Genomic DNA, 24,309 nt, shown 5'->3' on the forward strand with positions numbered 1-24,309 from the left:
TTTCCATGACAATGCCGCTCCGGGTTCATACTGTACTGCAGGCCTTTTGTGCTCCCTGTACAGGGTTGACCGGGTCCGTACTCCGGGCTTCATGGCCCCAGGGATACCCAACTGTTCACCCAAGCACCCATTCTCTTCACCAGGGGGACCCCTGTTCTTTTACCCTGAAATGGAAATGTTGAAATCCGGAAAACAGGTAACCCAGTTTCCTGTTGCAAACAGGTAAATTCTTAAGGAAAAGGCGGCCGGTGCTCCCGGCTGCTTTTTTCGTTTGCTCCTGGCTGGTAGTCGCCGGCTGCCCCCCCCTGGAGGGGCTATTTTTATATATGGTCCCTGTTGTTCATGTGAGGTTTTTCGCTCCCTTTGTTGTTCAAAAGGCTTTCCGGGCCTGCGGCATCGCCCTCTTCTGGAAAATTGTGGGAAAGATTTGAGAAAAATCAGTTCAAAATTCCCGTATGCTGCTTAGTTTTAAAGAAATTGCTCCCGTAAAGATTTATTAACCACCATATATTATGCACTTAACTCCAAGGGAAACCGAGAAATTGTTGTTGTTCCTGGCCGGCGAGCTGGCGCAGAAACGCAGGGACAGGGGGCTGAAGCTGAATTACCCCGAGGCCATCGCCCTGATCAGCAGCCACCTGCAGGAGGCGGCCCGCGATGGAAAGTCGGTGGCCGAACTGATGCAGTACGGCGCCACTATCCTTACCCGTGAGGACGTGATGGAAGGTATCCCGGAAATGATCCACGAGATCCAGATCGAGGCCACCTTCCCCGACGGCACCAAGCTGGTGACCGTGCACGACCCGATCCGCTAAAATTCCCGAAAAGATTGACAACCCTAAAAGATTGACGACATGATTCCCGGAGAATACATACTGGCAGAGGACCCCATCGAGATCAATGCCGGCCGCCCCACGGTGCGGCTGACCGTGGTCAATACCGGCGACCGCCCCGTGCAGGTGGGCTCGCACTTCCACTTTTTCGAAGTGAACCGGCAAATGGCCTTCGAGCGCCGCCTTGCCCTGGGCATGCGCCTCAACATCGCCGCCGGCACGGCCGTGCGCTTCGAGCCCGGCGAGGAAAAAGAGGTGGAGCTGGTAACCTTTGGCGGCAGCCGCCAGCTTTATGGATTCAACAGCCTGGTGAACGGCGCCGCTTCACCCGAAGCGGCCGATGCCGCCCTGGAAAAAGCTGCCGGCCGGAATTTCAAAAACGAACAAGCATGAGTGTACACATCAACCGGATCAAATACGCCAACATGTACGGCCCCACCACGGGCGACAAGGTGCGCCTGGGTGATACCGACCTGCTGATCCAGATCGAGAAAGATTTTTCTGTATACGGAGACGAAGGCAAATTCGGCGGCGGCAAGACCATCCGCGACGGCATGGCCCAGTCGGCCCGCGCCAGCCGCGGCGAAGGCGTGCTGGATATGGTCATCACCAGCGTGATGATCATCGACCACTGGGGCATCGTCAAGGCCGACATCGGCATCAGGGACGGCAAGATCGCCGGCATCGGCAAGGCCGGCAACCCCGATACCATGGACGGCGTGGATGAGGGCATGATCATCGGCGCTTCCACGGAGGTGCACGGCGGCGCCGGCCTGATTGCCACCGCCGGCGGCATCGACACCCACATCCACTTCATCTGCCCCCAGCAGATCGACCACGCCCTGTTCAGCGGCATCACCACCATGATCGGCGGCGGCACCGGCCCCGCCGACGGCACCAATGCCACCACCGTCACTCCCGGCGCCTGGAACATCCGCAAAATGCTGGAGGCCGCCGAGGCCTTTCCCATGAACCTCGGCTTCCTGGGCAAGGGCAACTGCGCCGCCCTCGCGCCCCTGGAAGAACAGGTGGAGGCCGGCGCCCTGGGCCTCAAAATTCACGAGGACTGGGGTTCCACACCGGCGGTGATCGACGCCGCCCTGCAGGTGGCCGACAAGTACGACGTGCAGATCGCCATCCATACCGATACGCTCAACGAGGCGGGTTTTCTGGAAGATACCCTGGCCGCCATCAACGGGCGCACCATCCATACCTACCATACCGAGGGCGCCGGCGGCGGCCATGCGCCCGACATCATCCGGGCCTCCATGTTCCCCAACGTGCTGCCTTCCTCCACCAACCCCACGCGCCCTTATACCCGCAATACCATCGACGAGCACCTCGACATGCTGATGGTGTGCCACCACCTCGACAAGTCGGTGCCCGAGGACGTGGCCTTTGCCGATTCGCGCATCCGGCCCGAGACCATCGCGGCGGAGGATATCCTCCACGACATGGGCGTGTTCAGCATGATGAGCTCCGACTCGCAGGCCATGGGCCGGGTGGCGGAGGTGATCACCCGCACCTGGCAGACCGCCGACAAAATGAAAAAGCAGCGGGGCTTCCTGCCCGAGGACGAAGGCTCCGGCAACGACAACTTCCGCGTGAAGCGCTACGTGGCCAAATACACGATCAACCCGGCCATTACCCACGGCATTTCGGACTATGTGGGCTCGCTGGAAGTGGGCAAGTGGGCGGACCTGGTGTTGTGGAAACCGGCATTTTTTGGGGCCAAACCCGAGATGATCCTCAAAGGCGGCACTATTATTGGCAGTAAAATGGGAGATCCGAATGCCTCTATTCCTACCCCCCAGCCGGTTCTGTACCGGCATATGTTCGGGGCATACGGAAAAGCGGTGCAATCCACCTGTATTACTTTCGTATCCGCCGTTTCGCTGGAACGCCATGTGGTGCAGTCGTACGGGTTACAAAAAAAGGTGCTGCCGGTCAAAAACTGCCGCTCGATTTCTAAAAAAGACCTGGTACACAACAGCGGCACCCCCGAGATCCAGGTAAACCCGGAAAATTACGAAGTAAAGGTCGATGGTCAGCCCATCACCTGCGAACCCGTCGCCGTCGTGCCCCTGGCCCAGCGGTATTTTCTGTTTTAAGACGGATATTGGTCATTGGCCAATGGAGAAAAGCCCAAAACCTAAAACCCACTGGTGCACAAGGAAACTTGTGAACAGGTGAACTATAACTCTGGAACTTTGGAACTCTGGAACTATGGAACTCAATAATCGTTCGTCCCTGAACTCGTAAACCTTAAAAGAATACGACTATGCTCATACAGCGAAAAATCGGCAACCTGGCAACGTTTGCCATCGACAATCGCCGGATCGACCGTGTTCCGGTACAGTGGTACGAAACGAATAAGCGCATCCTGCACAAGCGGACACAGTCGGGCCGCGAGCTGGTACTGAAGTTTTTAAAGGAAGCCCCGGGACTGGCCCAGGACGATATCCTGTTCGAAGATGCCCTGAGCCTGGTGGTGATCGACATCCCGCCCTGCGAGGCCATCGTGCTGCGGCCGCAGAACATGCACCAGATGGCCAGCCTATGCTACGAGATCGGCAACAAGCACCTGCCCCTGTTTTACGAGAACGACGAAATCCTGGTGCCCTTCGAGGCGCCCCTCTTCCGGTTGCTGCAGGCCGCCGGTTTCGAGCCGGTGGAGCAGATCCGCAAGCTGCTCTACCCGGTAAGAACCTCCGTGGCCCCGCACAGCCACAGCAGCGGCGGCACCCTGTTTTCCAAAATTTTACAACTGACAACCTCCGCCAGTGACTAATTCCTTCCTGCTGCCCCTGCTGCAGCTGACCGACCCCGCCCTGCCGGTGGGTGGCTTTGCCCACTCCTCCGGGCTGGAAACCTATGTGCAAAAAGGGATCGTGCACGATGCCGCCACGGCCAGGGCCTTTGTGGTGGGCATGCTGTCGCAGAACCTTCATTATACTGATGCGGCCTTTGTGTCGCTGGCATATGAGGCCGCTGCCCAAAACGACTGGGAGCGCCTGTTGCAGCTCGACGAAGAATGCACGGCCCTGAAGCTGCCCCGCGAAATGCGGCAGGCCAGCCAGAAGCTGGGCATGCGGCTGGTAAAGGTGTTCCGGGAACTTTGTCCTTTTGCCCTGGCAGAGGAGTATGTTGGGGCGATTCGCGCCCAGCGGGCCTCAGGGCATTATTGCATCGTGTTCGGCTTGTACGCTTTTGCCCTGGGCATTCCCAAACAGGAAGCCCTTGCCGGTTTTTATTACAACGCGGCTTCGGGCATGGTCACCAACAGCGTCAAGCTGGTGCCCCTGGGCCAGCAGCAGGGGCAGGAGCTCCTGTTCGCGCTGCAGCCGCTGATCGTCCGCCTGGCCGCTGCCTCCATGAACCCCGACCCCGATACGATCGGCCTTTGCTGTACGGGCTTCGACATCCGCTGCATGCAGCACGAGCAGCTGTATTCGCGGTTGTACATGTCGTAGAAAATGTAACATGTAGTATCCAAAATAGAGAATGTAAAAGGGAGAAAAAAAACATACTTCCCTTGATTTGATAACGTAAACTATGAACGAAAGAACCTATATCAAGATCGGCATTGCCGGACCGGTGGGATCGGGAAAGACGGCGCTGATCGAACGGCTGTCGCGGCATATGAGCGGCCGCTACAGCATTGGCGTGATCACCAACGACATTTATACCAAGGAAGACGCGGAGTTTTTGACCCAAAACAGCCTGCTGCCGCCCGAGCGGATCATTGGCGTGGAAACCGGCGGCTGCCCGCATACCGCCATCCGCGAAGATGCCAGCATGAACCTGGAAGCGGTGGAGGAAATGGCGGAACGTTTTCCCGATATCGAACTCATTTTCATTGAAAGCGGCGGCGACAACCTGTCGGCCACCTTCTCGCCCGACCTGGCCGACCTGACCCTCTTCGTCATCGACGTGGCCGAAGGCGACAAGATCCCCCGCAAGGGCGGTCCCGGCATTACCCGGTCCGACCTGCTGGTGATCAACAAAACCGACCTGGCCCCCTACGTAGGCGCCAGCCTGGAGGTGATGGAGCGCGATGCCCGGAAAATGCGCCGGGGCAACCCCTTTGTCTTTACCAACCTGATGTCGCTGGAGGGCCTGGACAGCGTGATCGACTGGATTCGCAAATACGCCCTGGCCGAGGAGGCGGAACCTAAACTGTGGCGATGATCTCCGAGCTTTCCCTGCAAACGGCCCTGCGCAACGGCCGCACATATTTGAAAGATGTGTACTGCACCCCGCCCTTCAAGGTCGCCGACATCACCGAAGACCGGCGCCAGGGGGTGCTGCACCTGATGATCATGAGTTCGTCGCCCGGCGTGCTGGACGGCGACCGCCAGCAGGTGACCATCGACCTCGCCGAAGGCACACAACTGCACCTGCATACCCAGGCCTACCAGCGGCTCTTTCACATGAAAAAGGGGGCTACGCAGCAGGTGGAGGTGCGGCTGGGCGCCGGCGCTTCGCTTTGTTATTTGCCGCTGCCGGTGGTGCCGCACGTGGCGTCGCATTTTACCGCCCGCAACCGCGTGCACCTTTCTTCCGGCTGTCGCCTCGTATGGGGCGAGGTGCTTACCTGCGGGCGTAAGTTGAGTGGCGAGGTTTTCCGCTTTACCCATTACCAGAATATTACCGAGGTGTTTTTAGCCGGCCGGCTGGTGCTGAAGGAAAACCTGCTGCTGCGGCCTGACGCTACCGACCTGTCCGGCCTGGGGCAGTGGGAGGGCTACACCCACCAGGGCGGCCTGATCTTCCTGGATGAAACGGCATCGGTCAGTGAAGGGATAGCGGAAATCAGCGAAGACCTGTCCGCGGTTCCCGGCATCAGCTTCGGTCTTACCGCCGCCCCCGTAAACGGGCTGATTCTCCGCCTCCTCGGCCACAAAGCCGAAACCCTTCACTCCCTTTTAAAGAAGGTAGCAGATAAACTCCTAACTCAGGAACTCAGAAACAAAGGAACTCAGGAACGAACTCGTAAACTTGTAAACCCGTAAACTCCCCCAAAAATCGTGTTCGCCGAAATTCAAATACTGATTGTTACCGCGATAACCATCGCCTGTCTGCATACGCTGACGGGGCCGGACCATTACCTGCCCTTTATTGCCCTTTCGCGTTCGCGGGGGTGGTCGTTTGGAAAAACGGTCTGGTGGACGGTGGTGTGCGGCTGCGGCCATGTCTGGAGCTCGGTGTTGCTGGGTCTTTGCGGTGCTTTGCTGGGGTGGTCGCTGGCGCGGGTGGAAGGCCTGGAGTCGGTGCGCGGCGGCATTGCCGGCTGGGCCTTGCTGGCGTTCGGGCTGGGGTACGGTATTTGGGGCCTGGTGCGGGCGGGGCAGAACCGCCGGCACAAGCATTTCGATATCGCCGATGACGGGTCGGTTTCGGTCTTTGAGCACCGGCACGGCGAAGTGGTGTACCCCCAGGACCGCAACAAGGTAACGCCCTGGGTGATGTTCCTCATTTTTGTGTTGGGCCCCTGCGAGCCCATGATTCCCCTGTTGTCTTTCCCGGCGGCCCGGTCGTCGTGGTGGGTGATGGGATTGCTGATCGGGGTGTACACGGTGTTTACGCTGGCGACCATGCTGGTGATGGTGGTGCTGGGATATTACGGCATTGCCCTGGTAAAGACCGAGAAGCTCGAACGCTACATGCATGCCCTCGGCGGGTTCGCCATTTTTTCCTGTGGCGCCGGGATGGTATTTTTGGGTTGGTAAGAGCAAGAACAAATGGTTATTAAAGAAATCAGGCCGGAAGCAACCTGGCCCATAAGGTTGGAAGCCATGTGGCCCGGCAAGCCCCTGGAGTTTGTGCAGCTTTCCGACGATGCAAGCGGTGTTCATTACGGCCTGTTTGCGGAAGGAGCGCTGGTGTCGGTGGTTTCCTGTTTTGAAAAGAACAGGGAGCTGCAGTTCCGCAAACTGGCCACGCTGCCGCATCAGCAGGGAAATGGGTATGGTTCCCGGCTGCTGCAGCATGTGCTGGACGAAGCCCGGAGGAAAAGCATCGCCAGGGTCTGGTGCAATGCCCGGGTCAACAAAAAAGCCTTTTACGAAAAGTTCGGTTTAACAGATACCCATAAACGCTTTTCCAAAGAAGGTATTGAATTTACCATTATGGAACTGGTCTCCACTCCCCGGGAACCTTCCTTTTAACCGGGAACCCTGGAACCTGCGAACGCCAACTCGTAAACTTGTAAACCCGTAAACTTTCTTATTCCCTTACAATCGTAGCGGTAATATACCCGTACGGTTCGTCGGTGGCGATAAAGATCTCGTTTTTGTTTTCCATTCCAAACGGCTCCAGGTTGAACAGGATATGGTGCTTGTTGGGCATTTTCAATGAAATTTCCTTTAAGGCCTCGAACTGCTGCAGCACCGTTTCGCCCATGGCATAGAGGGTTTGCTGCACCGACAGGCTTTTGTGGAAGGCAAAGGTTTTCAGCAGCGTTTCCCGGATGGCTTCATAGCTGGCCGTAAAGTTGAGGTCGGTAGAGGCGTAGGTCCATTCCACTTCGCACTGCGTGGCCAGGATGCGGTCGGCGGTTTCCTTCAGCGTGGTGTAGGGGTCGCGGATATAGTTTTCAAAGCCCGAGTCGGTGGTCTTTACGAGCAGCAGGTCGCGGATGCCTGCCTTGACGGTAGTGCCGCTCCGGCTGTGCACGATGGCAGCCGTATGCTTTTCGGGGCCGCTGCCCACGAAGGCGTGGGGGTGGGGCGTTCCGTCGAACGACAGGCGGTAGTAACCATGCTCCGTCAGTTCGATGGTGGCGCCGGATACCTGCGGGTTGTTGTCCAGGAAATGGCCCGCCAGGTGCAGGCCGAAGTCTTCTATGCCTGATACGAAATGTTCCTTTGCCAGTGCGTACACGGTATTTTTCTGCGTGTCGGTGGGCAGTATTTTGCTGTTGTCGCCAAGGGTATGAGCGGTTTCAAAATCGCCTTCCAGGGCTACGCTCACCGAAATGTGCCGGAACTCGTGATGGCCGGCGTGCCGGATGATCTTCGAGAGGTTTACGGCATTTTTGCCGTACGCATTCTTTCCCAGTCTGATGGACATACGCTTGATTTTATGTAATATTAGGAACGTGAATCGACCATTCACTATCCAATTTACTCATTTATTCTGCAGATGCCTATGTTTGATCTGATCCTGAAAAGCAAATGCCTGGTCACGCCCGGCGGGATGATGGAAGGAAGCCTGTGCATCAAAGGCGGCATCATCACCGACGTGGTCACCGAGTCCTTCGAGAATCCTGCCGTGGTGGATCTTTGCGACAGTGTCGTTCTTCCCGGGCTGATCGACCCGCACGTGCACATTAACGAGCCGGGACGAACCGATTGGGAAGGCTTTGAGGCCGCCACCAGAGCCGCCCTGGCCGGGGGGCTTACCCTACTGGCCGACATGCCCCTGAACTCGTCGCCCGTAACGACTACGGTGGCGGCTTTCGACAAAAAACTGGCGGCAGCTGCGGGAAAGCTTTTTACGAACTGCGGGTTCTGGGGCGGCGTCGTTCCGGGCAACGAAGGAGAAATAGAAGGGTTGATCCAGCGGGGCGTGCTGGGCTTCAAGGCCTTCCTGACTCATTCCGGCATCGACGATTTTCCCAACGTTACCGAAAGCGACCTGCGGAAGGTGATGCCCCTGATCGCACGCCACGGCCTGCCGCTGCTGGTGCATTGCGAGCTGGCGGACGATACGCCGCTACCGGTTACGGATAACCGTTCCTATCGGCAATACCTGTCTTCCCGCCCTCGGCGGTGGGAAGAAGAAGCCATCGACCTCATGATCCGCCTGTGCGCCGAATACCTGTGTCCCGTACATATCGTGCATGTTTCTGCGGCTTCTTCCCTGGAAGCCATTCGCCGGGCCAGGGCACAGGGGCTGCCCCTGACGGCCGAAACGGCCCAGCACTACCTGTTTTTTTCCGCCGAAGAAATTGCCGACGGGCAAACCCAGTTCAAATGCGCCCCGCCCATCCGTGAACGGGGAAACAACGACCGCCTGTGGCAGGCCCTGGAAGAAGGGGTGCTGGACTTCGTGGCCACGGACCATTCTCCCGCGCCGCCGGAGCTGAAGCAGCTGGAAAGCGGCAATTTCAGTAATGCCTGGGGCGGCATCGCGTCCCTGCAATTTGCGTTGCCGGCTTTATGGACCGCCGCCCGCCGGCATGGGCATACCCTGCCCGAGGTTGTCCGTTGGCTGAGCGAGGCCCCCGCCCGGCTGACGGGGCAGCAGGCCCGGAAGGGAAAGCTGGAAAAAGGCTTTGATGCGGACATCGTCGTCTTTAAGCCGGAAGAGCGCTTCGTGGTGCGGGAAGAGGGCATCCACCACCGCCACAAGGTGACGCCCTACCTGGGAAAAGAGCTGACCGGCGTGGTGGCGCAAACCTACCTGGGCGGTCAACTGGTGTATGAAAACGGAACATTTGCGCAGGGACGCCAGGGGACAGTAGTCAGAAGGGAGCAATCGGCAAAATGAACGAAACACGAACCCATTGAAGGAAAAATATACAAGGCGGGCGGAACGGATCATGGCCCGGATCCACGAGCTGGCAGCGATCAGCGACGATGCGGACGGCATTACCCGTACCCTGGGTTCGCCGGCCTTTATGGTCGGCCGCAGCCTCGTGCTCTCGTGGATGCGGGAGGCCGGCCTGCAGGTGCGGAAGGACAATGCCGGCAACGCCAGGGCGCGCCTGCTTTCCCCCAAAGCCGGTGCGAAAACCTTTGTCATCGCTTCGCATATCGATACGGTGGTCCATGCCGGCCGCTTCGACGGGCCGCTGGGCGTGCTCCTGGGGCTGGACCTGCTGGAGCGGCTGAAAGCAGCCGACGTGTCGCTGCCTTTTCATCTCGAGCTGATCGCCTTCAGCGATGAGGAAGGCGTCCGCTTTCACTCCACCTACCTGGGAAGCAAAGCGGTGGCGGGGTCCTTTGAAAAAGAACTGCTGTCGAAGACCGATGCTTCGGGCATTTCCCTGGCGGAGGTGCTCTCTGCCATGGGCGGCGACCCGGACTTTGTGCAGGAAGATGCCCTGGAAGGCTGGCTCGGGTATTTCGAGGTCCACATCGAGCAGGGGCCGGTGCTGTACCAGGAAGGCCTGCCCGCGGCCGTGGTGACCGCCATTGCGGGGCAGCGCCGCCGGGAGCTGGTCTTCCGCGGCCAGGCGGGACATGCCGGAACGGTGCCGATGGACCGTCGGGCCGATGCCCTCTGCGGGGCGGCGGCCTTTATACTCGAAGCGGAGCGGTGGGCCAAAGCGGCCGGGGTGGTGGCCACGGTGGGAAAGCTCCAGGTCCATCATGCGGCCAGCAACGTCATTCCCGGCGAGGTGGTCTGCAGCCTGGACCTGCGCAGCGCCGACGAAGCGCTGCTGCAGCGGTCCGAGGAGGCCCTCCAGCAGGCCTGTGCCGACCTCTGCCGGCAGCGGGGCCTCGCCTTCGAATGGAACCCCGTGCAGCAAAGCGCCCCGGTGGCCTGCAGCCCGCAGCTGCAGCAACTGCTGGCGGAAGCCATCAAAGAGGCCGGTTACCCACCGGTGTTTTTGGTCAGCGGCGCCGGCCACGATGCGGTACCCGTGTCGGCGGTGGCCCCGGTCTGCATGCTCTTTGTGCGGTGCTTTGAAGGCATCAGTCACCACCCGCTCGAACAGGTGGAGGAGCCGGATATTGCCGCTGCTTTGGAAATTGCCGATAACTTTATGCAACACCTGATCCAACACTATTCTTAATCAAAATCCCCGACATGGAAATATCTGCCCTTACCCGTACCGTCGTCACCTCTACCCATGCGTTGATCAGCGGCGACGGCTTCGTCAACAGCGTGGTGCCCGGCTGGACCGGCTGCACGGTGAACGTGGTCATCAGCCGTGAAATGGGCGCCCGCTTTACCCAGACCCTGGTGACCCTGCAACAGGGCGGCCTGCTGACCGGCACCACCAAAGGCGACCAGCTGTTTTTTTACGTGGTTGCCGGGACGTGCAGGGCCTCGGTAGGCGATGCGGCACGCGACCTGCCCGCCGGCCATTTCCTGTACGTGCCGCCGGGAAAGGATTATGTGCTGGAAAACCGGGAGGAGGGCACCCGCCTACTTACTTTTCGGAAAACCTACGAGCGGCTGGAAGACCAGGCGCTGCCGCCCATAATATTCGGCGATGCGGCCACCGTGAAAGGCGCGCCCTTCCTGGGCGACGAGGCGCTGCGCCTGCAGGTGCTGCTGCCCGACAACCTCTCCTTCGACATGGCGGTGAACATCTTTACCTACGATCCCGGCGGCCACCTGCCGTTCGTGGAAACGCATATCATGGAGCACGGCCTGACGTACCTGCAAGGCCAGGGCGTGTACATGCTCGACCAGCAGTGGTACCCGGTGAAAAAAGGCGACAGCATCTGGATGGCGCCCTACTGCGCCCAGTGGTTCACGGCCATGGGCAAGGAGCCGGCAGTTTACATTTATTACAAAAACGTCAATCGCTTGTAGGAGGAATAATGCATTCTATGACCTTATCTGAATTAAATAATCTATCCCCGGGCGAGCGCATAAAAGCCCTTTCGGCCTGTTGCGGGGCGACGGCCTGGCAGGAAAAGGTGAACGCCGCCTTTCCACTGGCGGACGAAGAAGATTTGTTCCGGGAAGCGGAAAAGGCCTGGGCTTCCTGCTCCCCGCAGGACTGGAAGGAAGCCTTTGCCCACCACCCGAAGATCGGCGACCTGGCATCGCTGAAGAAAAAATTTGCTTCCACGGCCCAATGGGCGGCCGGCGAACAGGCCGGTGTGCAGCATACCTCCCCGGCCGTGCTGGAGGCCCTGGCGGCCGGCAACCGGGCTTATGAAGAAAAGTTCGGCTACATCTTTATCGTTTGCGCCACAGGCAAGACCGCCGAAGAAATGCTGCACCTCCTGCAGGCCCGCCTGCCCAACGACCCCGAAACGGAAATCGCCATCGCCGCCGGGGAACAAAACAAGATCACCCTTATCCGGTTACAAAAACTACTCGCATCATGAGCCAGATCACATCGCATATCCTCGATACCAGCCATGGCAAACCCGCCTCTGGCGTTACGGTTGTCCTGTACCGGCAGCATGAAAGGAAATGGGAGGAGCTGGCCCGCGGCGTTACCGACAACGACGGGCGGGTAAAAGAGCTGCTCGGCAAGGAAGCCGTCCTTTCTTTCGGTGCGTACAAAATGAAGTTCCTGACCAAAGCCTATTTCGACCTGTACGGCCTCTCCTCCTTCTATCCTTACGTGGAGATTGTTTTTGAAATTACCAGCGGCGAGCACTATCATATTCCTTTGTTGTTAAGCCCGTACGGGTATACAACGTACAGGGGAAGCTAAATGACCCATCACGTTTTAAACACCAACCAGCATGAAACTTTCCATACCATCCGGAGAAAAGGAAGGATTGCTCAACGACCTTCGCACCGCCAACCTGCGCTTCCAGCAAACCTATCCCGGCGACCGGCCCGACCGCCAGCCTGTACATACCGTGTACGGAGGCGCCAACCTGTTTCATTCCGACACCTGTATCCGCATGGGTGAGATCGCCCTGCGCAGCCTGCAAAGCTATGCCCCCAACTTTGCCGTGCTGGCCCGCGTGCTCCAGCTGAAGGGCTATGAGACCCTTCCGCAAACGGAAAAGGACATTGAAGTCCTGACGCGCAAGCTGGATGTCCTAAGCGAAGAAGATCGGCGCGGCGAGCCCGCCTGGCTAGCCTATTCGGTCTATAAAAAGATTATTGCCAAGCTTCAGAAAGAAGCCGTGGAAGACTTCCGCATCGACTTCGAGGACGGTTTTGGCAACCGCCCCGACGACGAAGAAGATGCCACCGCCCTGGCGGCAGCCCGCGAGCTGGCAAAAGGCATGCAGGAGGGTACCATTTCGCCCTTTATCGGCATCCGCATCAAGCCTTTTACCGAGGACCTGAAGCAGCGCGGCGTCCGCACCCTCGACCTGTTCCTGACCACCCTGCTGGAGGCTACCGGCGGCAAGCTGCCCCACAACTTCGTGGTGATGCTCCCCAAGGTGACCATACCCGAACAAATGCAGACGTTGGTACGCCTGTTCGGGATCATCGAGCGCGAAAACGGATTGCCCCACGGCAGCCTGAAGATGGAAACCATGGTGGAAGCCACCCAGATCATCATGGACGACGAAGGGCGCAACCCGCTGATGAAGATTATCCGGGCGGGAGAAGGGCGCTGCATCGCCGCCCACTTCGGCACTTATGACTATACGGCCTCCTGCGGCATCACCGCCCGCTACCAGACCATGGCCCACCCGGTCTGCGATTTCGCCCACCACATGACCAAGGTCGCCCTGGGCGGCACCGGCATCTTTATATCCGACGGCGCCACCAACGTCATCCCCGTGGCGCCGCACCGGGGCGACCACCTGACCTATGAGCAGTTGCAGGAAAACCGCCAGTCGGTGCACCATGCCTGGCGCGTCGGCTTCGACCACACGATGCACTCGCTGGTGAACGGCCTGTACCAGGGCTGGGACCTCAACCCTGCCCAGCTACCCATGCGGTATGCCGCCACCTACAATTTCTTTTTGAGCTCGTACGGGGAGGCGGTGCACCGCCTTAAAACCTTCGTGGAGCGGTCGGCCATCTCCACCCTGACCGGCGATATTTTCGATGATGCCGCTACCGGCCAGGGGTTGCTCAACTTCTTTTTGAAAGCCCTGAACTGCGGCGCCGTGACCGAGGAGGAGGTGCTGGTGACCGGCCTGACGCTGGAGGAGATCCGCAGCCGCTCGTTCTACCGGATCCTGGAAGGCCGGCGGAAGGGAAAAGATTAGGCTTCAATGCTTAGTTTTCAGTATCTTAGATGCTGAGTGGGGGGGCTGAAGGCCTCTTTTCAAGAGTATTTCGTTCAACGATAAATTAAGCGCTATGATTTTAAAGGCCATTGGCAGGTTCGTTGCCCGCGTGGTTTCCAATATATTCCGCCTCGATAAAGTAGTAATGTTCATCCTGAGCTTCCTGATGACGGCCACCGCTGCCATGGCAGAGGAAAAGGCCCGGGCAAGGGAAGAGGCCGTACGGGTTGAAGAACAGGTGGCCGTACCACCGGCCACGGTGGCAACTGCCCCGGCAGCCGCTACAGTAAAGGCGCCTCAAACAGCCCTGCCCTATAAGCCTACTTATGCTTCCCGCTTCGAGATCGGTGATCAGGGCCATGCCCAGAAAGTGCTGGAGGTATATAAAGACTACGAGAACAATTCCCTGGACGGGCGCCTGTTTGCGACTTCCCTGGAGGTACAGTATCCCGAAGGGTTTTCGGTCAAGGGCCGCGACGAGGTGCTGGCCCGGATGCGGGAGGAGCGGAGCGGTCTTGCCAGCATAAAAAATACCATCGGTACCGTGCTTGCCTTCCAAAGCCCGGGACGGCCGGAAAGCTGGGTGTCGGTCTGGGCACGTTCGGAAGCCGTGGGCCGGGATGGCGTTAAAACGCGTTCTTCCGTGAATGAGATCTGGCGCATTAATAAAGACGGTTTGATCGATTTCATGCGTCGCTACGATTCCAACCACCAGGGATAACCGCGTTTTAAATTTTTCGGTTATGGATCCATGTTAGTGCGATAAAATTTGCAGACAGCCGGTAAAAAAAACACATGCTTTTCTGAAAATAATAAAGGCCGCTTCCATCGAAGCGGCCTTATTTATGGAACGTACCAGGCTGTATGCATTCCGTTCTTTTTCGGGAGCGGCAAGGGGTGCCGAAGGTGCTCTCCATTTCCTTATCCGGTTTTTCTTTCTGTTCGTCCTCCCAGGTTCGGGTTGAGGTGGATGGCCTGGCTGAACAGGTCGCCGATGGCTTTGGGCTCTTCGCAGATCCGGTCTTTCGGACCTTCGGTCTTCCGTTGGGCATCGATGGTATCTTTCCACCGCAGGTAGGCTTCATGGCGCTCCTGGCGGTAGCGTTCCAGCAGGTCCATTAACTGATAATGGTACAGCAGGCTTTTGATCTTGCCGTAATGGCCCGCCTTTGCCCGTTCGAAGAACAGGATCAGGTCTTCGAGGCTCAGGTGGTCTTCGTAGGCAGACAGCATCAGGTCGCAGGCCAGGGCGCTCATCTTGGTGTCGGACAGCTTTTTGGCCTTAGGCAACGGGAGCGCCAGGCAAAAGGCACGAACAATCATCAGCACCAGGTGGTGGATGCGCTTGCTGCCGTTTTGGGCAATCAGCTGCGGCAGGCGGTCTTCCGGAGAAATGGCCAGCAGCCGGTCGAACAGGATGACCCCGTCCTTCTGGTATTGCTGCAGCACCAGGTGGGTAATGATCTCGTATTCCAGAGGGTTGACAAACTTTTTGGTCACCCGCTTTACGGCCGGAATATCGGATATGCCTTCTGCCGGCTGGGGCAACCCGGGGGCAGTATTATAATTAATATTTGCAATCACTATATCTATCGGTTTAAAGGTGAAAAATGTGCATGGACAATGGACACTGGGCAATGGTCAAGGATCATTGGTATGGGGTGAAATAATTTCGTATGGTTAAGAGCCGAATGATCCATGACCATTGCCCGATGTCCCCTGTCCTTTCCCGCACTCAACTGGCCTTGGCGTAGCGGCGGCGCATCAACTGCAGGCGTTGGTACAGGCTGCCGATCACCAGCGGCGTATTGCCGATGGCGGGGTCGGCCTCGTGCCATTCCTGGTTGCTGTCCATGATGTACAGCCGGCCGTCGGGACTGGTGCAAACGCCCCAGGCACGGAACGGAAAGCTGTGCGGGGTGGTTTTGATCTCGATGGCGGTATCGAAATAGAGGTATTCATTTCCTGCCAGTTCCCGGATCGTCTCGATGCATTCCTGAAAAATGTCTTGTGTCATTTGGATAGAGTTATTCTGTAAGTCGATTTCGATGTTTTGAGGGCTCCTTCCAGCACTTCGCCGGTTTCGGGGTCCACGGCCATGCGGCCGGGGCTGAGGTGCCGGAGCTTTTCTTCCTGTTGCCGTTTTTGTTCCTGCAGGTGCCGGATCTGTTCGTCCAGCGACCGCCAGGTGCCGTCCTTTGAATAGTCGTAGAGCACGCCGGCTTCGCAGGTTTCCAGCTTGGCGCCGGAGGCGGTCCGCAGGTGGCCGTGGTGCTTCAGCAGTTCGTCGCGCAGGAACGATACAAAGCGTTCGTCTTTGCGCACCTGCCGGGCAAATTCCTCCATGACGGCCAGGGCTTCCGCCACCTGGAAGACGCTGCCGTCTTCCAGTACCTTGTCCACCGACTGGGTGGCCAGGGCGGCGATCTGCCCCTTGGTCAGGCCCGCGGATAAAAAGGGCAGCGGGTTAGGCTGCATTAAGGGTCTTGCCATTGATCTGGTTTCTACGGTTAGCAATCAGCTGCTGCAGCAGCGGGTTTACGTCCACGTCGGTCTTGTAGCGGTTGTACAGTTCCACCAGTTCTTTTTGGGTGGTGCATTTCTGTACGCGGCTGTGCCACTCGCTGCCCGGGGCCGTGTTAAGGGCTTCCTCGCCGGTTTCGCACCACTGGGCAATCTGGCGGCCGGTTTCCTCGCTCGGCATGAATGCCGGCTTGCCCATGAACAGGCCCGTACGGTCCTTGCTGGCAAGGGCGTGGTGGCTCATGTCCATTTCCAGGTTGATGGTCAGTTCGTATTCAAAGCCCTCGCGGGTGACTTCCCGTAAACCGGCCTTTTCCACTTTTACCTTGCCGTTATTGTCCTTGATCATTTCGTAGTCCTGCTTGCGCCGAACGGTGGTGATGATATGGGCCGGGCTTTGGATGATGGCGTCGATAAAGGCCTGGTGACGGGGCGTTACTTTTGCCCAGTCCTGGTATTTGCCGCCCAGGCTTTCCACGATCTCCAGACAGCCGCCCTTGCCGTCCCACTCGTGCGAGATGCTGTCGACAATGATCACTTCCATGCCCGCTTTTTCACAGGTCTTGATGGCCTCGATGTATTTCTCGGGCGGGAAGGGGGCGGTGATGGGCAGCACGTTGAAGTCGCCCAGGTGGGCATAGAGGTCGGCGCTGCTGTTTTCAGAGTCGATGATGGCTATCTTGCTCCAGTCGCCGCAGATGCCTTTGGCAATCAGCAGGGCGGAGAAGGTTTTGCCGCCGCCGGATACGGCCGACAGGCCGAGGCGGATCTTTGCTTTCTTACGGGTTGCTTTTCTTAATTCCATTGTTTATCGTATTTAATCGTACTCAATTGGGGGGGAAGAGGGGGAGCGCTCTTCCGTCAGGCGGCCTGGCCGTAGCCGTCGGGCAGCAGCAGGCCGGCGATATAGCGGACGGCCGCTTCCTCGATCTCTTCCAGGTTGCCGGTCACTTCCAGCACGGCCTTGATGTCGGTGCCGTTCCACTTCACAAAGTCAATGTCCACCGCGTAGCGGTCCCGGATGTCGAGACTGCGGACGTCGGGCTGGCAATAGCCGATGCCTTCCACCAGCAGGTCGCCCACGTGCTCGGTGACGATCTGCAGGTTCCGAACCACCTTATGCTTCAGCGGATACGTGAAGCAAAACTCTTTTTTCACTTTTGGTACCATAGCTTGAAATTGTGAATTCTTTTCCTAAATTTGTGAAGGATAAAGTTACGAATTTTCACATTATCCACATAGTTTTCACAAAATTATTCACAATTTATTTACCGTTATGATCAGCGCTCATAATCTCAAGGAAATCAGGCAGTTGTACAACCTGACCCAGGAAGAGTTCGCCCAGTCCCTGGGCATCACGCGGGAATTGATCAATAAAATGGAGAAGGGCAAGTGCCCGGTCAGCCGCCAGACCTCCCTGCTGCTCCAGAAATTCCTGGAGGAGCGCCGCCAACGTGAAGAATTTTCACACGAAGCCACCCTCATCGGCCAGGCAGCCGCCGACCCTGCCGCTTCCGTGCCCTACCACCTGCAGCGGCGCGAGCAGAAAAATGAAGCGGCCCCGCCCATGGCGCCCCTGGTGGGTATCAAGGCCCAGGCAGGCTATATTAAAGGATTCGAACAGGTGGATTTCCTCGATTCGCTGGAAAAGTTCTCCCTGCCCCCCGGCGTCAAGGCCGGCGGTGCCCAGTGGAGCTATTTTGAAGTGGAAGGCGACAGCATGGAGCCCACCTTTTCCGACGGCGATATCCTGCTGGCCAGCATGGTCCATGCGGAGGACTGGCAGGAGATCAAGAACTTTTATGTGTATGTGATCCTGACCGCCGACCGCCTGATGGTGAAGCGGGTGTACCGCAAGTCGCCGGAAGAATGGGTGCTGATCAGCGATAACGACGAAGTGTACCCCCAAAAGCTGCTGCCGGTGCACCAGGTCCGGGAAGTCTGGGTGTTTCGCCGCCATATCAAGGCCAAGGCCCCCGTCCCGAAAATGTTCGAGATCCAGGTATAAGAAAGGGATAAGGCCCGGATGGGCGGAAAATAGCCGTGGGAAAGGAGCGATTTTGCCCAATTTTAAAATCGGAACCTCTTATTTAATCTTTCCTACTTATTTTTATCCGCTTATTACCATATTCGCTTATGCCTTCAAATGCAAACCGGCAGTTTTTAGACTTTGAAAAGCCTATTAAGGATTTAATAGACGAGATCGAGCGCCTGAAACATAATGCCGAACAAAAGAAGATCGATTATTCGCAAACCATAGAGCAGCTGGAGCAAAAGATCCTGGAGAAACGCAAGGACGTGACCCGCAACCTGACCAGCTGGCAGCGGGTGCAGCTCAGCCGCCACCCCGATCGTCCCTATACCCTGAAGTACATCGACAAGATGACCACCAACTTCCTGGAGCTGTACGGCGACCGCAACGTCAAGGACGACAAAGCCATGGTAGGCGGCTTCTGCATGCTGGACGGCCAGACCGTGATGGTGATCGGGCAGCAGAAAGGGATCAACACCAAGATGCGGCAAATGCGCAACTTCGGCATGCCCAACCCCGAAGGCTACCGCAAGGCGCTCCGCCTGATGAAGCTGGCCGAAAAGTTCAACAAACCGATCATTACCCTCATCGATACGCCGGGCGCCTTCCCGGGCCTGGAGGCCGAGGAACGCGGCCAGGGTGAAGCCATTGCCCGCAACATTTACGAAATGATCCGCCTGAAAGTGCCGGTGATCTGCGTCATCATCGGCGAAGGCGCCTCCGGAGGCGCCCTCGGCATCGGCGTGGGCGACAGGGTGTTCATGATGGAAAATACCTGGTACACCGTGATCTCCCCGGAAAGCTGCAGCTCTATCCTGTGGCGTACCTGGGAGAAAAAAGAGATTGCCGCCGAGCAGCTCCGCCTGACCGCCAACCACATGCAAAGCTTTGGCCTCATCGACGGCATCATTCCCGAGCCCGATGGCGGCGCCCATTGGGACTATGCCCAGGCGGCCCAGATGCTGAAAGACTACCTGGTGCCGGTGCTGCAGGACCTGCAAAAGATTCCGGCCGAAGAGCGCGTCAGCCGCCGCATCGAGAAGTTCGGCAAAATGGGCTTCTGGGAAGAAACGGCGCAATAGTTTGTAGTTGCCAGTTTGGGGTTTGTAGTTGGCGTAAATCATCAAAACTTTACGACAGGCAGCGGCATGCGCTTGCTTCGATTCTGAAGGTTAATCGCTGTCGGCACGGCAACTACAAACCACAAACCGCAAACTACCAACCGATTTTCTTCTTTTTCTTCACGATTTCAAATAGCTTCGCGGCCGAAATTGTCAACCGCAAATTTGTAAATCTAAATCAAACGATCGTTCATGTCTTTACGGGAGCAACTGCGTGGAACTGGTGTGGCCCTGGTAACACCCTTCTCAACGGATCATTCAGTCGATTATCCGGCATTGGAAAAGCTGATCAATTTTGTCATCGAGGGTGGCGTGCAATACGTAGTGTCCCTGGGCACCACCGGCGAAACCCCGGTGTTAAGCAAGGAAGAGAAACTGGAGATCTTCAATTTTACCCATAGCGTAGTTGCCGGCCGGGTTCCAATTGTGCTCGGTGTGGGCGGAAACCATACCCAGGGCGTAATCCGGGAGATCAACAGCTTCCCGCTGGAGAAAGCTGTAGCCATCCTGTCGGCCAGCCCCTATTACAACAAACCTTCCCAGGAAGGCATTTACCAGCACTACAAGGCCCTGGCAGCCGCCAGCCCCCTGCCGATCATCCTGTACAATGTTCCCGGCCGCACCGGCAGCAACATTGCCGCCCCGACCGCCCTGCGGCTGGCCGAGCTGGACAATATTGCGGGCATCAAGGAAGCCAGCGGCAACATGGTCCAGTGCATGCACATCCTGCGCGACAAGCCCAAAGACTTCCTGGTGACCAGCGGCGACGACCACGTGACCCTGCCCCTGATCGCCTGCGGCATGGACGGCGTGATCTCGGTAGCGGCCAACTGTTTCCCCAAAGACTTCAGCCGCATGGTCAACCTGGCGCTGGAAGGCAACTTTGATGCGGCCAAACCCCTGCATTTCAAGCTCCTGGAAGGATACGACCTGCTGTTCGCGGAAAACAACCCCGCCGGCGTCAAAGCATTCCTGGCCGAGCTTGGCCTCATCAGCAACCACCTGCGCCTGCCCCTCGTTCCCCTGAGCGACCCCATTCAGCAGCAGGTGAAAAAATATTGTGCTACCCTGTAAGGAGTTTACGGGTTTACAAGTTTACAGGTTCACGGGTTCCTTTCGGACAGTGACAGTTATTAAAAGGTAAAAGGTCCCGGAGTATACGTATACTCCGGGACCTTTTACCTTTTATATATGGTGTTCCTTCCTGGTTTCCCCACTTAACCAATTCCCTGGTTTACAATCCCGGCAGGAAGATATGAAAGGTGGTGCCTTTGTTCACTGCGCTGCTGACGGTAATGATCCCGTCGTGGTTTTCCACGATCTTCCTGCAGAGGGTCAGCCCGATGCCGGTGCCGCCGTATTTGTCCTTGGTATGGAGGCGTTGAAACAGGCCGAAAACCTTTTCCGCGTATTTCTGGTCGAACCCGATGCCGTTGTCGGAAAAGCTGAGTTTTACATAGTGGGAGTGGAGCCGGGGGGCGGGGAGGGCTTCGGGGAGTTCGGCGGCCTGCACCAGTTGGCAGGAAAGTACTATATGGGGCGCCTGGTGGGGATTGCGGTACTTCAGGGAATTACTGATGAGGTTTTCAAACAGTTGGAACAATTGAAAGTGGATGCCGCTGACCACCGGCAGGTGCTCGTATTCGAGGGTGCCCTGGTGTTCTTCCAGCAGTTCTTTCATGTTGAGCTTGATCTCTTCCAGCACTTCCATCAGGTCTACCGGCTTCAGCTGCCGCTCACCCAGGCCGATCTGGGTGTACACCAGCAGGTCGTCGAGCAACAACTGCATATAACCTGCCGAGGTTTCTATGCGCCCGGCCAGCTGCCGGGTCGGGCCGCTGATAGCCTGGTCGAATAAGATGGCGCTGTTGAACGACCGGATCTTCCGCAGCGGTTCCCTCAGGTCGTGGCTGGAAATGAAATTAAAGGAGAGCAGTTCCTCGGCCGACTTTTCCAGCTCTTTATTTTTATGGGCAAGCTCCTTGTTTTTCTCCTGCAATTCGGCAGAGTAGCGGTTGGACAACTTCAGCCGGTAGCCGATCCGGTAATACGAATAGGCCAGGGCAAAGAGCGTGAGGATCAGCAGGGACAATACGGCCAGGGGGGTGCGGTACACATATTTGTTCTTGGTGGCTTCCCGCAGCCGGAGCACATTGTCTTCGGTCTGCATCATAAAGTCTATTTGCCAGCGGAGCCGTTCCATGACCTCCTTGCCGGTGACCAGGTGTACGACCAGTTGGCCGCTGTCCCGCCGGGTCAGGAAGGTCCTCAATGCCAGGTCAAGGATCGAGAAGCGCCGGTTCACCAGCTCTTCCAGGTTGGCCAGGTTTTCTTCCTGGAAGGGATTGTCCCTGATGAGTTGCCGTAATTCCAGCAGCTCGCTTTTAACCTCCTCCTGGGCTCTTTCCTTGGGCGGCAGGAAGGTCTGGTCCCAGGTCAGCAGGAATGCCCGCTGGCAGGCCTCCACCTCCCGAAGGTTCGACAGCGTTTGTTCCAGTTTTAGTTTGACCGAGGTGGAATGGGCTACCCGCTGGTAGGATTGGATGAGGTCGTGTATGCCCAGGAACAATAAGGACGTGAGCAGCACCAGTGCCACGGAAAGCGCAATCAGGATCGATCTTTCAGCCCGTGCCGATAATTGCATACAAACAGCTTTAAAGAAGCATCAGCATAAGCAGCAATCGTGTGGGTGTTCGTTCACGGGGGGATGATCCGGTCAGAGCTCGTAGGTGACGCCTTCCAGGGCCAGTTCGGTATTGGGAAACACTTCGCGGGCTTCGGACAGGAAGGCTTCCAGGGTGCTGTATTTCGAGCTGAAGTGCCCGATCAGCAGTTTGCCCACCCCGGCTTTCTGGGCAATCATCCCTGCCTGTTTGGTGGTGGAGTGGAACCGCTCGATGGCCCGTTCCCGCATGCTGTCCAGGTAGGTGGTCTCGTGGTAGATGCAGTCAAAACCCTGGATGTGCTCGATAATGGATTCGTCGTAACGGGTGTCGGCGCAGAACGCGTAGCTCTTGCCTTTTTCGGGCGGGGCGGTGACCATATCGTTTTTGATGGTTTCGCCTTTGGGCGTTATATAGTCGAGGCCGTTTTGCAGGCTGCTGTAAAAGGTCAGGGGTATCTGGAACTTCCTCGCCTTGTCGGCCAGGATCTTCCGCTTACTGATCTTTTCTTCAAAGGTAAAGCCAAAGCACTGGATGCGGTGCGAGGTGCGGAAGCACCGGATGCGGATCTTGTCATTGTCCACCAGCACGGCATTTTCGGTAACCGCATGAAAATAAAGAGGGTAGGGCAGGTAGGTTTCGGCCATCTGCAGCTGGATCTCGATAATCTGCTGCAGGGCCTGCGGGCCGTACACGTGCAGCTCCTGCTTGTGCGACAACAGGCCGAAGGTATTGAGCAGGCCTACCAGGCCAAAATAATGATCGCCATGCAGGTGCGAGATGAAAATGTGGGAGATCTTACCGCGGCGGACCTTGTATTTGATCATCTGGATCTGCGTGCCTTCGCCACAGTCGACCAGGTAGTTAGTGCCGTCGTGGGTGACTACCTGGCTGGTCGGGTGGCGGTTAAAAGCCGGAACTGCTGAGTTATTGCCTAATATGGTTACCGATAACATAAAGTAAATTTATTACAAAGCCAATTACGAAAAAGCGTCCAATGTTTGCTCGATTTGCGCCCGGTAACTGCTGCCGAACAGCAACAGGTGAATCAACAAGGGATACAGGTTACAAACGGCCCACTGGTCCCGGTAATTCCGGGGCAGCGGGAAGTAATGCTGGTAAGCATCATAAAACTCCGGGCCAAACCCGCCGAACAGGGTGGTCATGGCCAGGTCGGCGGAGCGGTGGCCGAAGGATACGGCCGGGTCGATCAGCACCGGCTCCGAACGGTGGTTACAGATAAAATTGCCGCTCCACAGGTCGCCATGGAGCAGGGAGGGCTTTTCCGGTTCGAAAATGTCCTGCAGGCGCCCATAGAGGCGGTCCAGCTGGTCGAGGTGCCCCTGCTGCAGCAGGCCCAGCCGGTAACAGTCCCGGGCCAGGGGCCACAGCCGGTGGCGGGTAAAAAAGGTGCACCAGTCCGCTTCCTGTTGGTTGCATTGCGGCACGCTGCCCATGAAGTTGTCTTCCTCCAGCCCGAAGGCGTCGGCGCTGACGGCATGCAGCTGGGCGAGTTGCCTGCCGAACTGGCGCCAGAAGGCCGGGGTCCGGGGGCCCTCTTCCACCCATTCCAGCAGCAGTACCTGGTGGGCGCCGGTAACGGCCGCATCGAGCACGGCAGGAACGGACACTACCTGTTGCCGGCCGAGCAGTTGCAGCCCGGCTTTTTCTTTCTGGAACAAGAGCGGGAAATGGGTGGCCGTGTTGAGCTTGCAGAACAGCTTCCTGCCTTCGGGCAGGCGCAGCTGGAAGGCCTGGTTGATCGAGCCGCCGTTTATGGGGATAAACTGCCGGGAATCAAGGGGTTGCTGCAACAAGCGGGACAGGTGGTCCCGTACGCCGGCAGGGATCATAAGGTGCGTTTAACCTTGAAAGTCTTCGTCATTCAGCAACTCCCGCTCAATCTCTTCCATCTGGACGATATCCCAGGCCTCGCTTTCGGTAGGGGTCACGTTCATCAGCTCGAGCAGCTCGGTCTGGTCCAGGAAGGCTTCCACCTCGGGCGGCAGCTCACAGATCACAAAGGAAGCGTTCTCCTCGTAGAAGCGTTGCTGGAGCTTCACCACCGTTTCGGCGGCAGCCTCATCCATGCTCTGCACGTCTTTAAAATTCATCACTACATTTGGAAGGCCGGATTGCAAAATTGGTGTAACTTGTTGGTACAGGTCAGCGGCCAAATTGGCAGACAGGTGCGGCGTAACGACCCAAATGACATGGAATTTTTCTTTGGTATCAGTTTTGACTTCCATAGATAAAGCGAATAGGGATGCGTAAAAAGGTTAACAAGTTCTG

Annotated in this window: 29 protein-coding genes; 19 read left to right on the top strand and 10 right to left on the bottom strand. The window is 57.5% G+C overall.

All coding sequences use genetic code 11. From position 1 onward, the window contains the following. Positions 1 to 512 precede the first annotated feature (512 nt). From ureA to V9K67_RS08420, 9 genes are all read left to right on the top strand, one after another. Entirely contained in the window at positions 513 to 815 is a 303-nt protein-coding gene (ureA, locus tag V9K67_RS08380) for an urease subunit gamma (RefSeq protein ID WP_336721423.1), read from the top strand. A 39-nt stretch (positions 816 to 854) separates the two neighbouring features. Beyond that, the gene (locus tag V9K67_RS08385) at positions 855 to 1,226 is read left to right on the top strand and encodes an urease subunit beta (RefSeq protein ID WP_336721424.1); all 372 of its coding nucleotides are present in this window, start codon (positions 855 to 857) and stop codon (positions 1,224 to 1,226) included. Continuing rightward, on the top strand, positions 1,223 to 2,944 hold the full coding sequence (gene ureC, locus V9K67_RS08390) for an urease subunit alpha (RefSeq protein ID WP_336721425.1): 1,722 nt from the start codon (positions 1,223 to 1,225) through the stop codon (positions 2,942 to 2,944). Before V9K67_RS08385 ends, ureC begins: the two co-directional genes overlap by 4 nt. A 170-nt stretch (positions 2,945 to 3,114) precedes the next feature. Further along, positions 3,115 to 3,624, top strand: coding sequence for an urease accessory protein UreE (gene ureE / locus V9K67_RS08395; RefSeq protein WP_336721427.1), 510 nt, complete (start codon positions 3,115 to 3,117; stop codon positions 3,622 to 3,624). Continuing rightward, entirely contained in the window at positions 3,617 to 4,306 is a 690-nt protein-coding gene (locus V9K67_RS08400) for an urease accessory protein UreF (RefSeq protein WP_336721428.1), read from the top strand. Before ureE ends, V9K67_RS08400 begins: the two co-directional genes overlap by 8 nt. 82 nt (positions 4,307 to 4,388) lie before the next feature. Further along, positions 4,389 to 5,024 carry an urease accessory protein UreG gene (gene ureG / locus V9K67_RS08405; RefSeq protein WP_336721430.1) on the top strand — a complete coding sequence of 212 codons (636 nt, stop codon included), beginning with the start codon at positions 4,389 to 4,391 and terminating at the stop codon, positions 5,022 to 5,024. Next, entirely contained in the window at positions 5,021 to 5,848 is an 828-nt protein-coding gene (locus tag V9K67_RS08410; protein WP_336721432.1) for an urease accessory protein UreD, read from the top strand. The genes ureG and V9K67_RS08410 overlap by 4 nt, the downstream gene beginning before the upstream one ends. Positions 5,849 to 5,863: 15 nt before the next feature. Beyond that, positions 5,864 to 6,565 carry a hypothetical protein gene (locus V9K67_RS08415; protein ID WP_336721434.1) on the top strand — a complete coding sequence of 234 codons (702 nt, stop codon included), beginning with the start codon at positions 5,864 to 5,866 and terminating at the stop codon, positions 6,563 to 6,565. 12 nt (positions 6,566 to 6,577) lie between these two features. Beyond that, complete coding sequence (locus V9K67_RS08420) at positions 6,578 to 7,003, top strand: GNAT family N-acetyltransferase (protein ID WP_336721435.1); 426 nt, start codon at positions 6,578 to 6,580, stop codon at positions 7,001 to 7,003. Between the two features lie 58 nt (positions 7,004 to 7,061). On the opposite strand, the gene pucL is transcribed toward V9K67_RS08420, so the two are convergent. Continuing rightward, positions 7,062 to 7,907: a factor-independent urate hydroxylase gene (pucL, locus tag V9K67_RS08425; protein ID WP_336721436.1), complete on the bottom strand. Its 846-nt coding sequence runs from the start codon at positions 7,905 to 7,907 to the stop codon at positions 7,062 to 7,064. A gap of 78 nt (positions 7,908 to 7,985) precedes the next feature. Here pucL and allB point away from each other — a divergent pair, with 78 nt between their 5' ends. From allB to V9K67_RS08460, 7 genes are all read left to right on the top strand, one after another. Further along, a complete protein-coding gene (gene allB, locus V9K67_RS08430; RefSeq protein ID WP_336721438.1) occupies positions 7,986 to 9,329 on the top strand; it encodes an allantoinase AllB in 1,344 nt (447 codons plus the stop codon). A 16-nt stretch (positions 9,330 to 9,345) separates the two neighbouring features. Beyond that, on the top strand, positions 9,346 to 10,581 hold the full coding sequence (locus V9K67_RS08435) for a M20 family metallo-hydrolase (RefSeq protein ID WP_336721439.1): 1,236 nt from the start codon (positions 9,346 to 9,348) through the stop codon (positions 10,579 to 10,581). A gap of 14 nt (positions 10,582 to 10,595) precedes the next feature. Next, the gene (gene allE, locus V9K67_RS08440) at positions 10,596 to 11,330 is read left to right on the top strand and encodes a (S)-ureidoglycine aminohydrolase (RefSeq protein ID WP_336721441.1); all 735 of its coding nucleotides are present in this window, start codon (positions 10,596 to 10,598) and stop codon (positions 11,328 to 11,330) included. A 17-nt stretch (positions 11,331 to 11,347) separates the two neighbouring features. Beyond that, positions 11,348 to 11,854, top strand: coding sequence for a 2-oxo-4-hydroxy-4-carboxy-5-ureidoimidazoline decarboxylase (gene uraD / locus V9K67_RS08445; RefSeq protein ID WP_336721443.1), 507 nt, complete (start codon positions 11,348 to 11,350; stop codon positions 11,852 to 11,854). Continuing rightward, positions 11,851 to 12,189, top strand: a complete 339-nt coding sequence (gene uraH, locus V9K67_RS08450) for a hydroxyisourate hydrolase (RefSeq protein WP_336721444.1) — start codon at positions 11,851 to 11,853, stop codon at positions 12,187 to 12,189. Before uraD ends, uraH begins: the two co-directional genes overlap by 4 nt. A gap of 31 nt (positions 12,190 to 12,220) precedes the next feature. Continuing rightward, a complete protein-coding gene (locus V9K67_RS08455) occupies positions 12,221 to 13,657 on the top strand; it encodes a DUF6986 family protein (protein WP_336721445.1) in 1,437 nt (478 codons plus the stop codon). Between the two features lie 94 nt (positions 13,658 to 13,751). Next, positions 13,752 to 14,399, top strand: coding sequence for a hypothetical protein (locus V9K67_RS08460; RefSeq protein WP_336721446.1), 648 nt, complete (start codon positions 13,752 to 13,754; stop codon positions 14,397 to 14,399). Between the two features lie 200 nt (positions 14,400 to 14,599). Here V9K67_RS08460 and V9K67_RS08465 read toward each other — a convergent pair whose 3' ends face one another. From V9K67_RS08465 to V9K67_RS08485, 5 genes are all read right to left on the bottom strand, one after another. Next, positions 14,600 to 15,262 (bottom strand): hypothetical protein, encoded by a 663-nt coding sequence (locus V9K67_RS08465; protein WP_336721447.1) that lies wholly within the window; start codon positions 15,260 to 15,262, stop codon positions 14,600 to 14,602. Between the two features lie 151 nt (positions 15,263 to 15,413). Next, positions 15,414 to 15,695 (bottom strand): hypothetical protein, encoded by a 282-nt coding sequence (locus V9K67_RS08470; protein ID WP_336721449.1) that lies wholly within the window; start codon positions 15,693 to 15,695, stop codon positions 15,414 to 15,416. After that, positions 15,692 to 16,171 carry a hypothetical protein gene (locus tag V9K67_RS08475; RefSeq protein WP_336721451.1) on the bottom strand — a complete coding sequence of 160 codons (480 nt, stop codon included), beginning with the start codon at positions 16,169 to 16,171 and terminating at the stop codon, positions 15,692 to 15,694. Before V9K67_RS08475 ends, V9K67_RS08470 begins: the two co-directional genes overlap by 4 nt. Further along, positions 16,146 to 17,006: an AAA family ATPase gene (locus V9K67_RS08480; RefSeq protein WP_336721452.1), complete on the bottom strand. Its 861-nt coding sequence runs from the start codon at positions 17,004 to 17,006 to the stop codon at positions 16,146 to 16,148. Before V9K67_RS08480 ends, V9K67_RS08475 begins: the two co-directional genes overlap by 26 nt. A 56-nt stretch (positions 17,007 to 17,062) precedes the next feature. Next, positions 17,063 to 17,371, bottom strand: coding sequence for a hypothetical protein (locus V9K67_RS08485; RefSeq protein WP_336721453.1), 309 nt, complete (start codon positions 17,369 to 17,371; stop codon positions 17,063 to 17,065). 106 nt (positions 17,372 to 17,477) lie between these two features. On the opposite strand from V9K67_RS08485, the gene V9K67_RS08490 reads away from it, so the two are divergent. The 3 genes from V9K67_RS08490 (at position 17,478) to dapA (ending at position 20,428) form a co-directional block, all read left to right on the top strand. Continuing rightward, positions 17,478 to 18,209: a S24 family peptidase gene (locus V9K67_RS08490; protein ID WP_336721454.1), complete on the top strand. Its 732-nt coding sequence runs from the start codon at positions 17,478 to 17,480 to the stop codon at positions 18,207 to 18,209. Between the two features lie 128 nt (positions 18,210 to 18,337). Beyond that, positions 18,338 to 19,315, top strand: coding sequence for an acetyl-CoA carboxylase carboxyltransferase subunit alpha (locus tag V9K67_RS08495; protein ID WP_336721455.1), 978 nt, complete (start codon positions 18,338 to 18,340; stop codon positions 19,313 to 19,315). Between the two features lie 231 nt (positions 19,316 to 19,546). Further along, the gene (gene dapA / locus V9K67_RS08500; protein WP_336721457.1) at positions 19,547 to 20,428 is read left to right on the top strand and encodes a 4-hydroxy-tetrahydrodipicolinate synthase; all 882 of its coding nucleotides are present in this window, start codon (positions 19,547 to 19,549) and stop codon (positions 20,426 to 20,428) included. Between the two features lie 160 nt (positions 20,429 to 20,588). Here dapA and V9K67_RS08505 read toward each other — a convergent pair whose 3' ends face one another. From V9K67_RS08505 to V9K67_RS08520, 4 genes are all read right to left on the bottom strand, one after another. Continuing rightward, positions 20,589 to 21,998 carry a sensor histidine kinase gene (locus tag V9K67_RS08505; protein WP_336721459.1) on the bottom strand — a complete coding sequence of 470 codons (1,410 nt, stop codon included), beginning with the start codon at positions 21,996 to 21,998 and terminating at the stop codon, positions 20,589 to 20,591. Between the two features lie 72 nt (positions 21,999 to 22,070). Beyond that, positions 22,071 to 22,973 (bottom strand): ribonuclease Z, encoded by a 903-nt coding sequence (locus tag V9K67_RS08510; protein ID WP_336721462.1) that lies wholly within the window; start codon positions 22,971 to 22,973, stop codon positions 22,071 to 22,073. A gap of 24 nt (positions 22,974 to 22,997) precedes the next feature. Beyond that, the gene (locus V9K67_RS08515) at positions 22,998 to 23,870 is read right to left on the bottom strand and encodes a fructosamine kinase family protein (protein ID WP_336721466.1); all 873 of its coding nucleotides are present in this window, start codon (positions 23,868 to 23,870) and stop codon (positions 22,998 to 23,000) included. A gap of 9 nt (positions 23,871 to 23,879) precedes the next feature. After that, positions 23,880 to 24,266 carry an STAS domain-containing protein gene (locus tag V9K67_RS08520; RefSeq protein ID WP_336721469.1) on the bottom strand — a complete coding sequence of 129 codons (387 nt, stop codon included), beginning with the start codon at positions 24,264 to 24,266 and terminating at the stop codon, positions 23,880 to 23,882. Positions 24,267 to 24,309 lie beyond the last annotated feature (43 nt).

Origin of the sequence: Huijunlia imazamoxiresistens (genome assembly GCF_037132455.1) — a bacterium.
Lineage (GTDB): Bacteria > Bacteroidota > Bacteroidia > Chitinophagales > Chitinophagaceae > Flavisolibacter > Flavisolibacter imazamoxiresistens.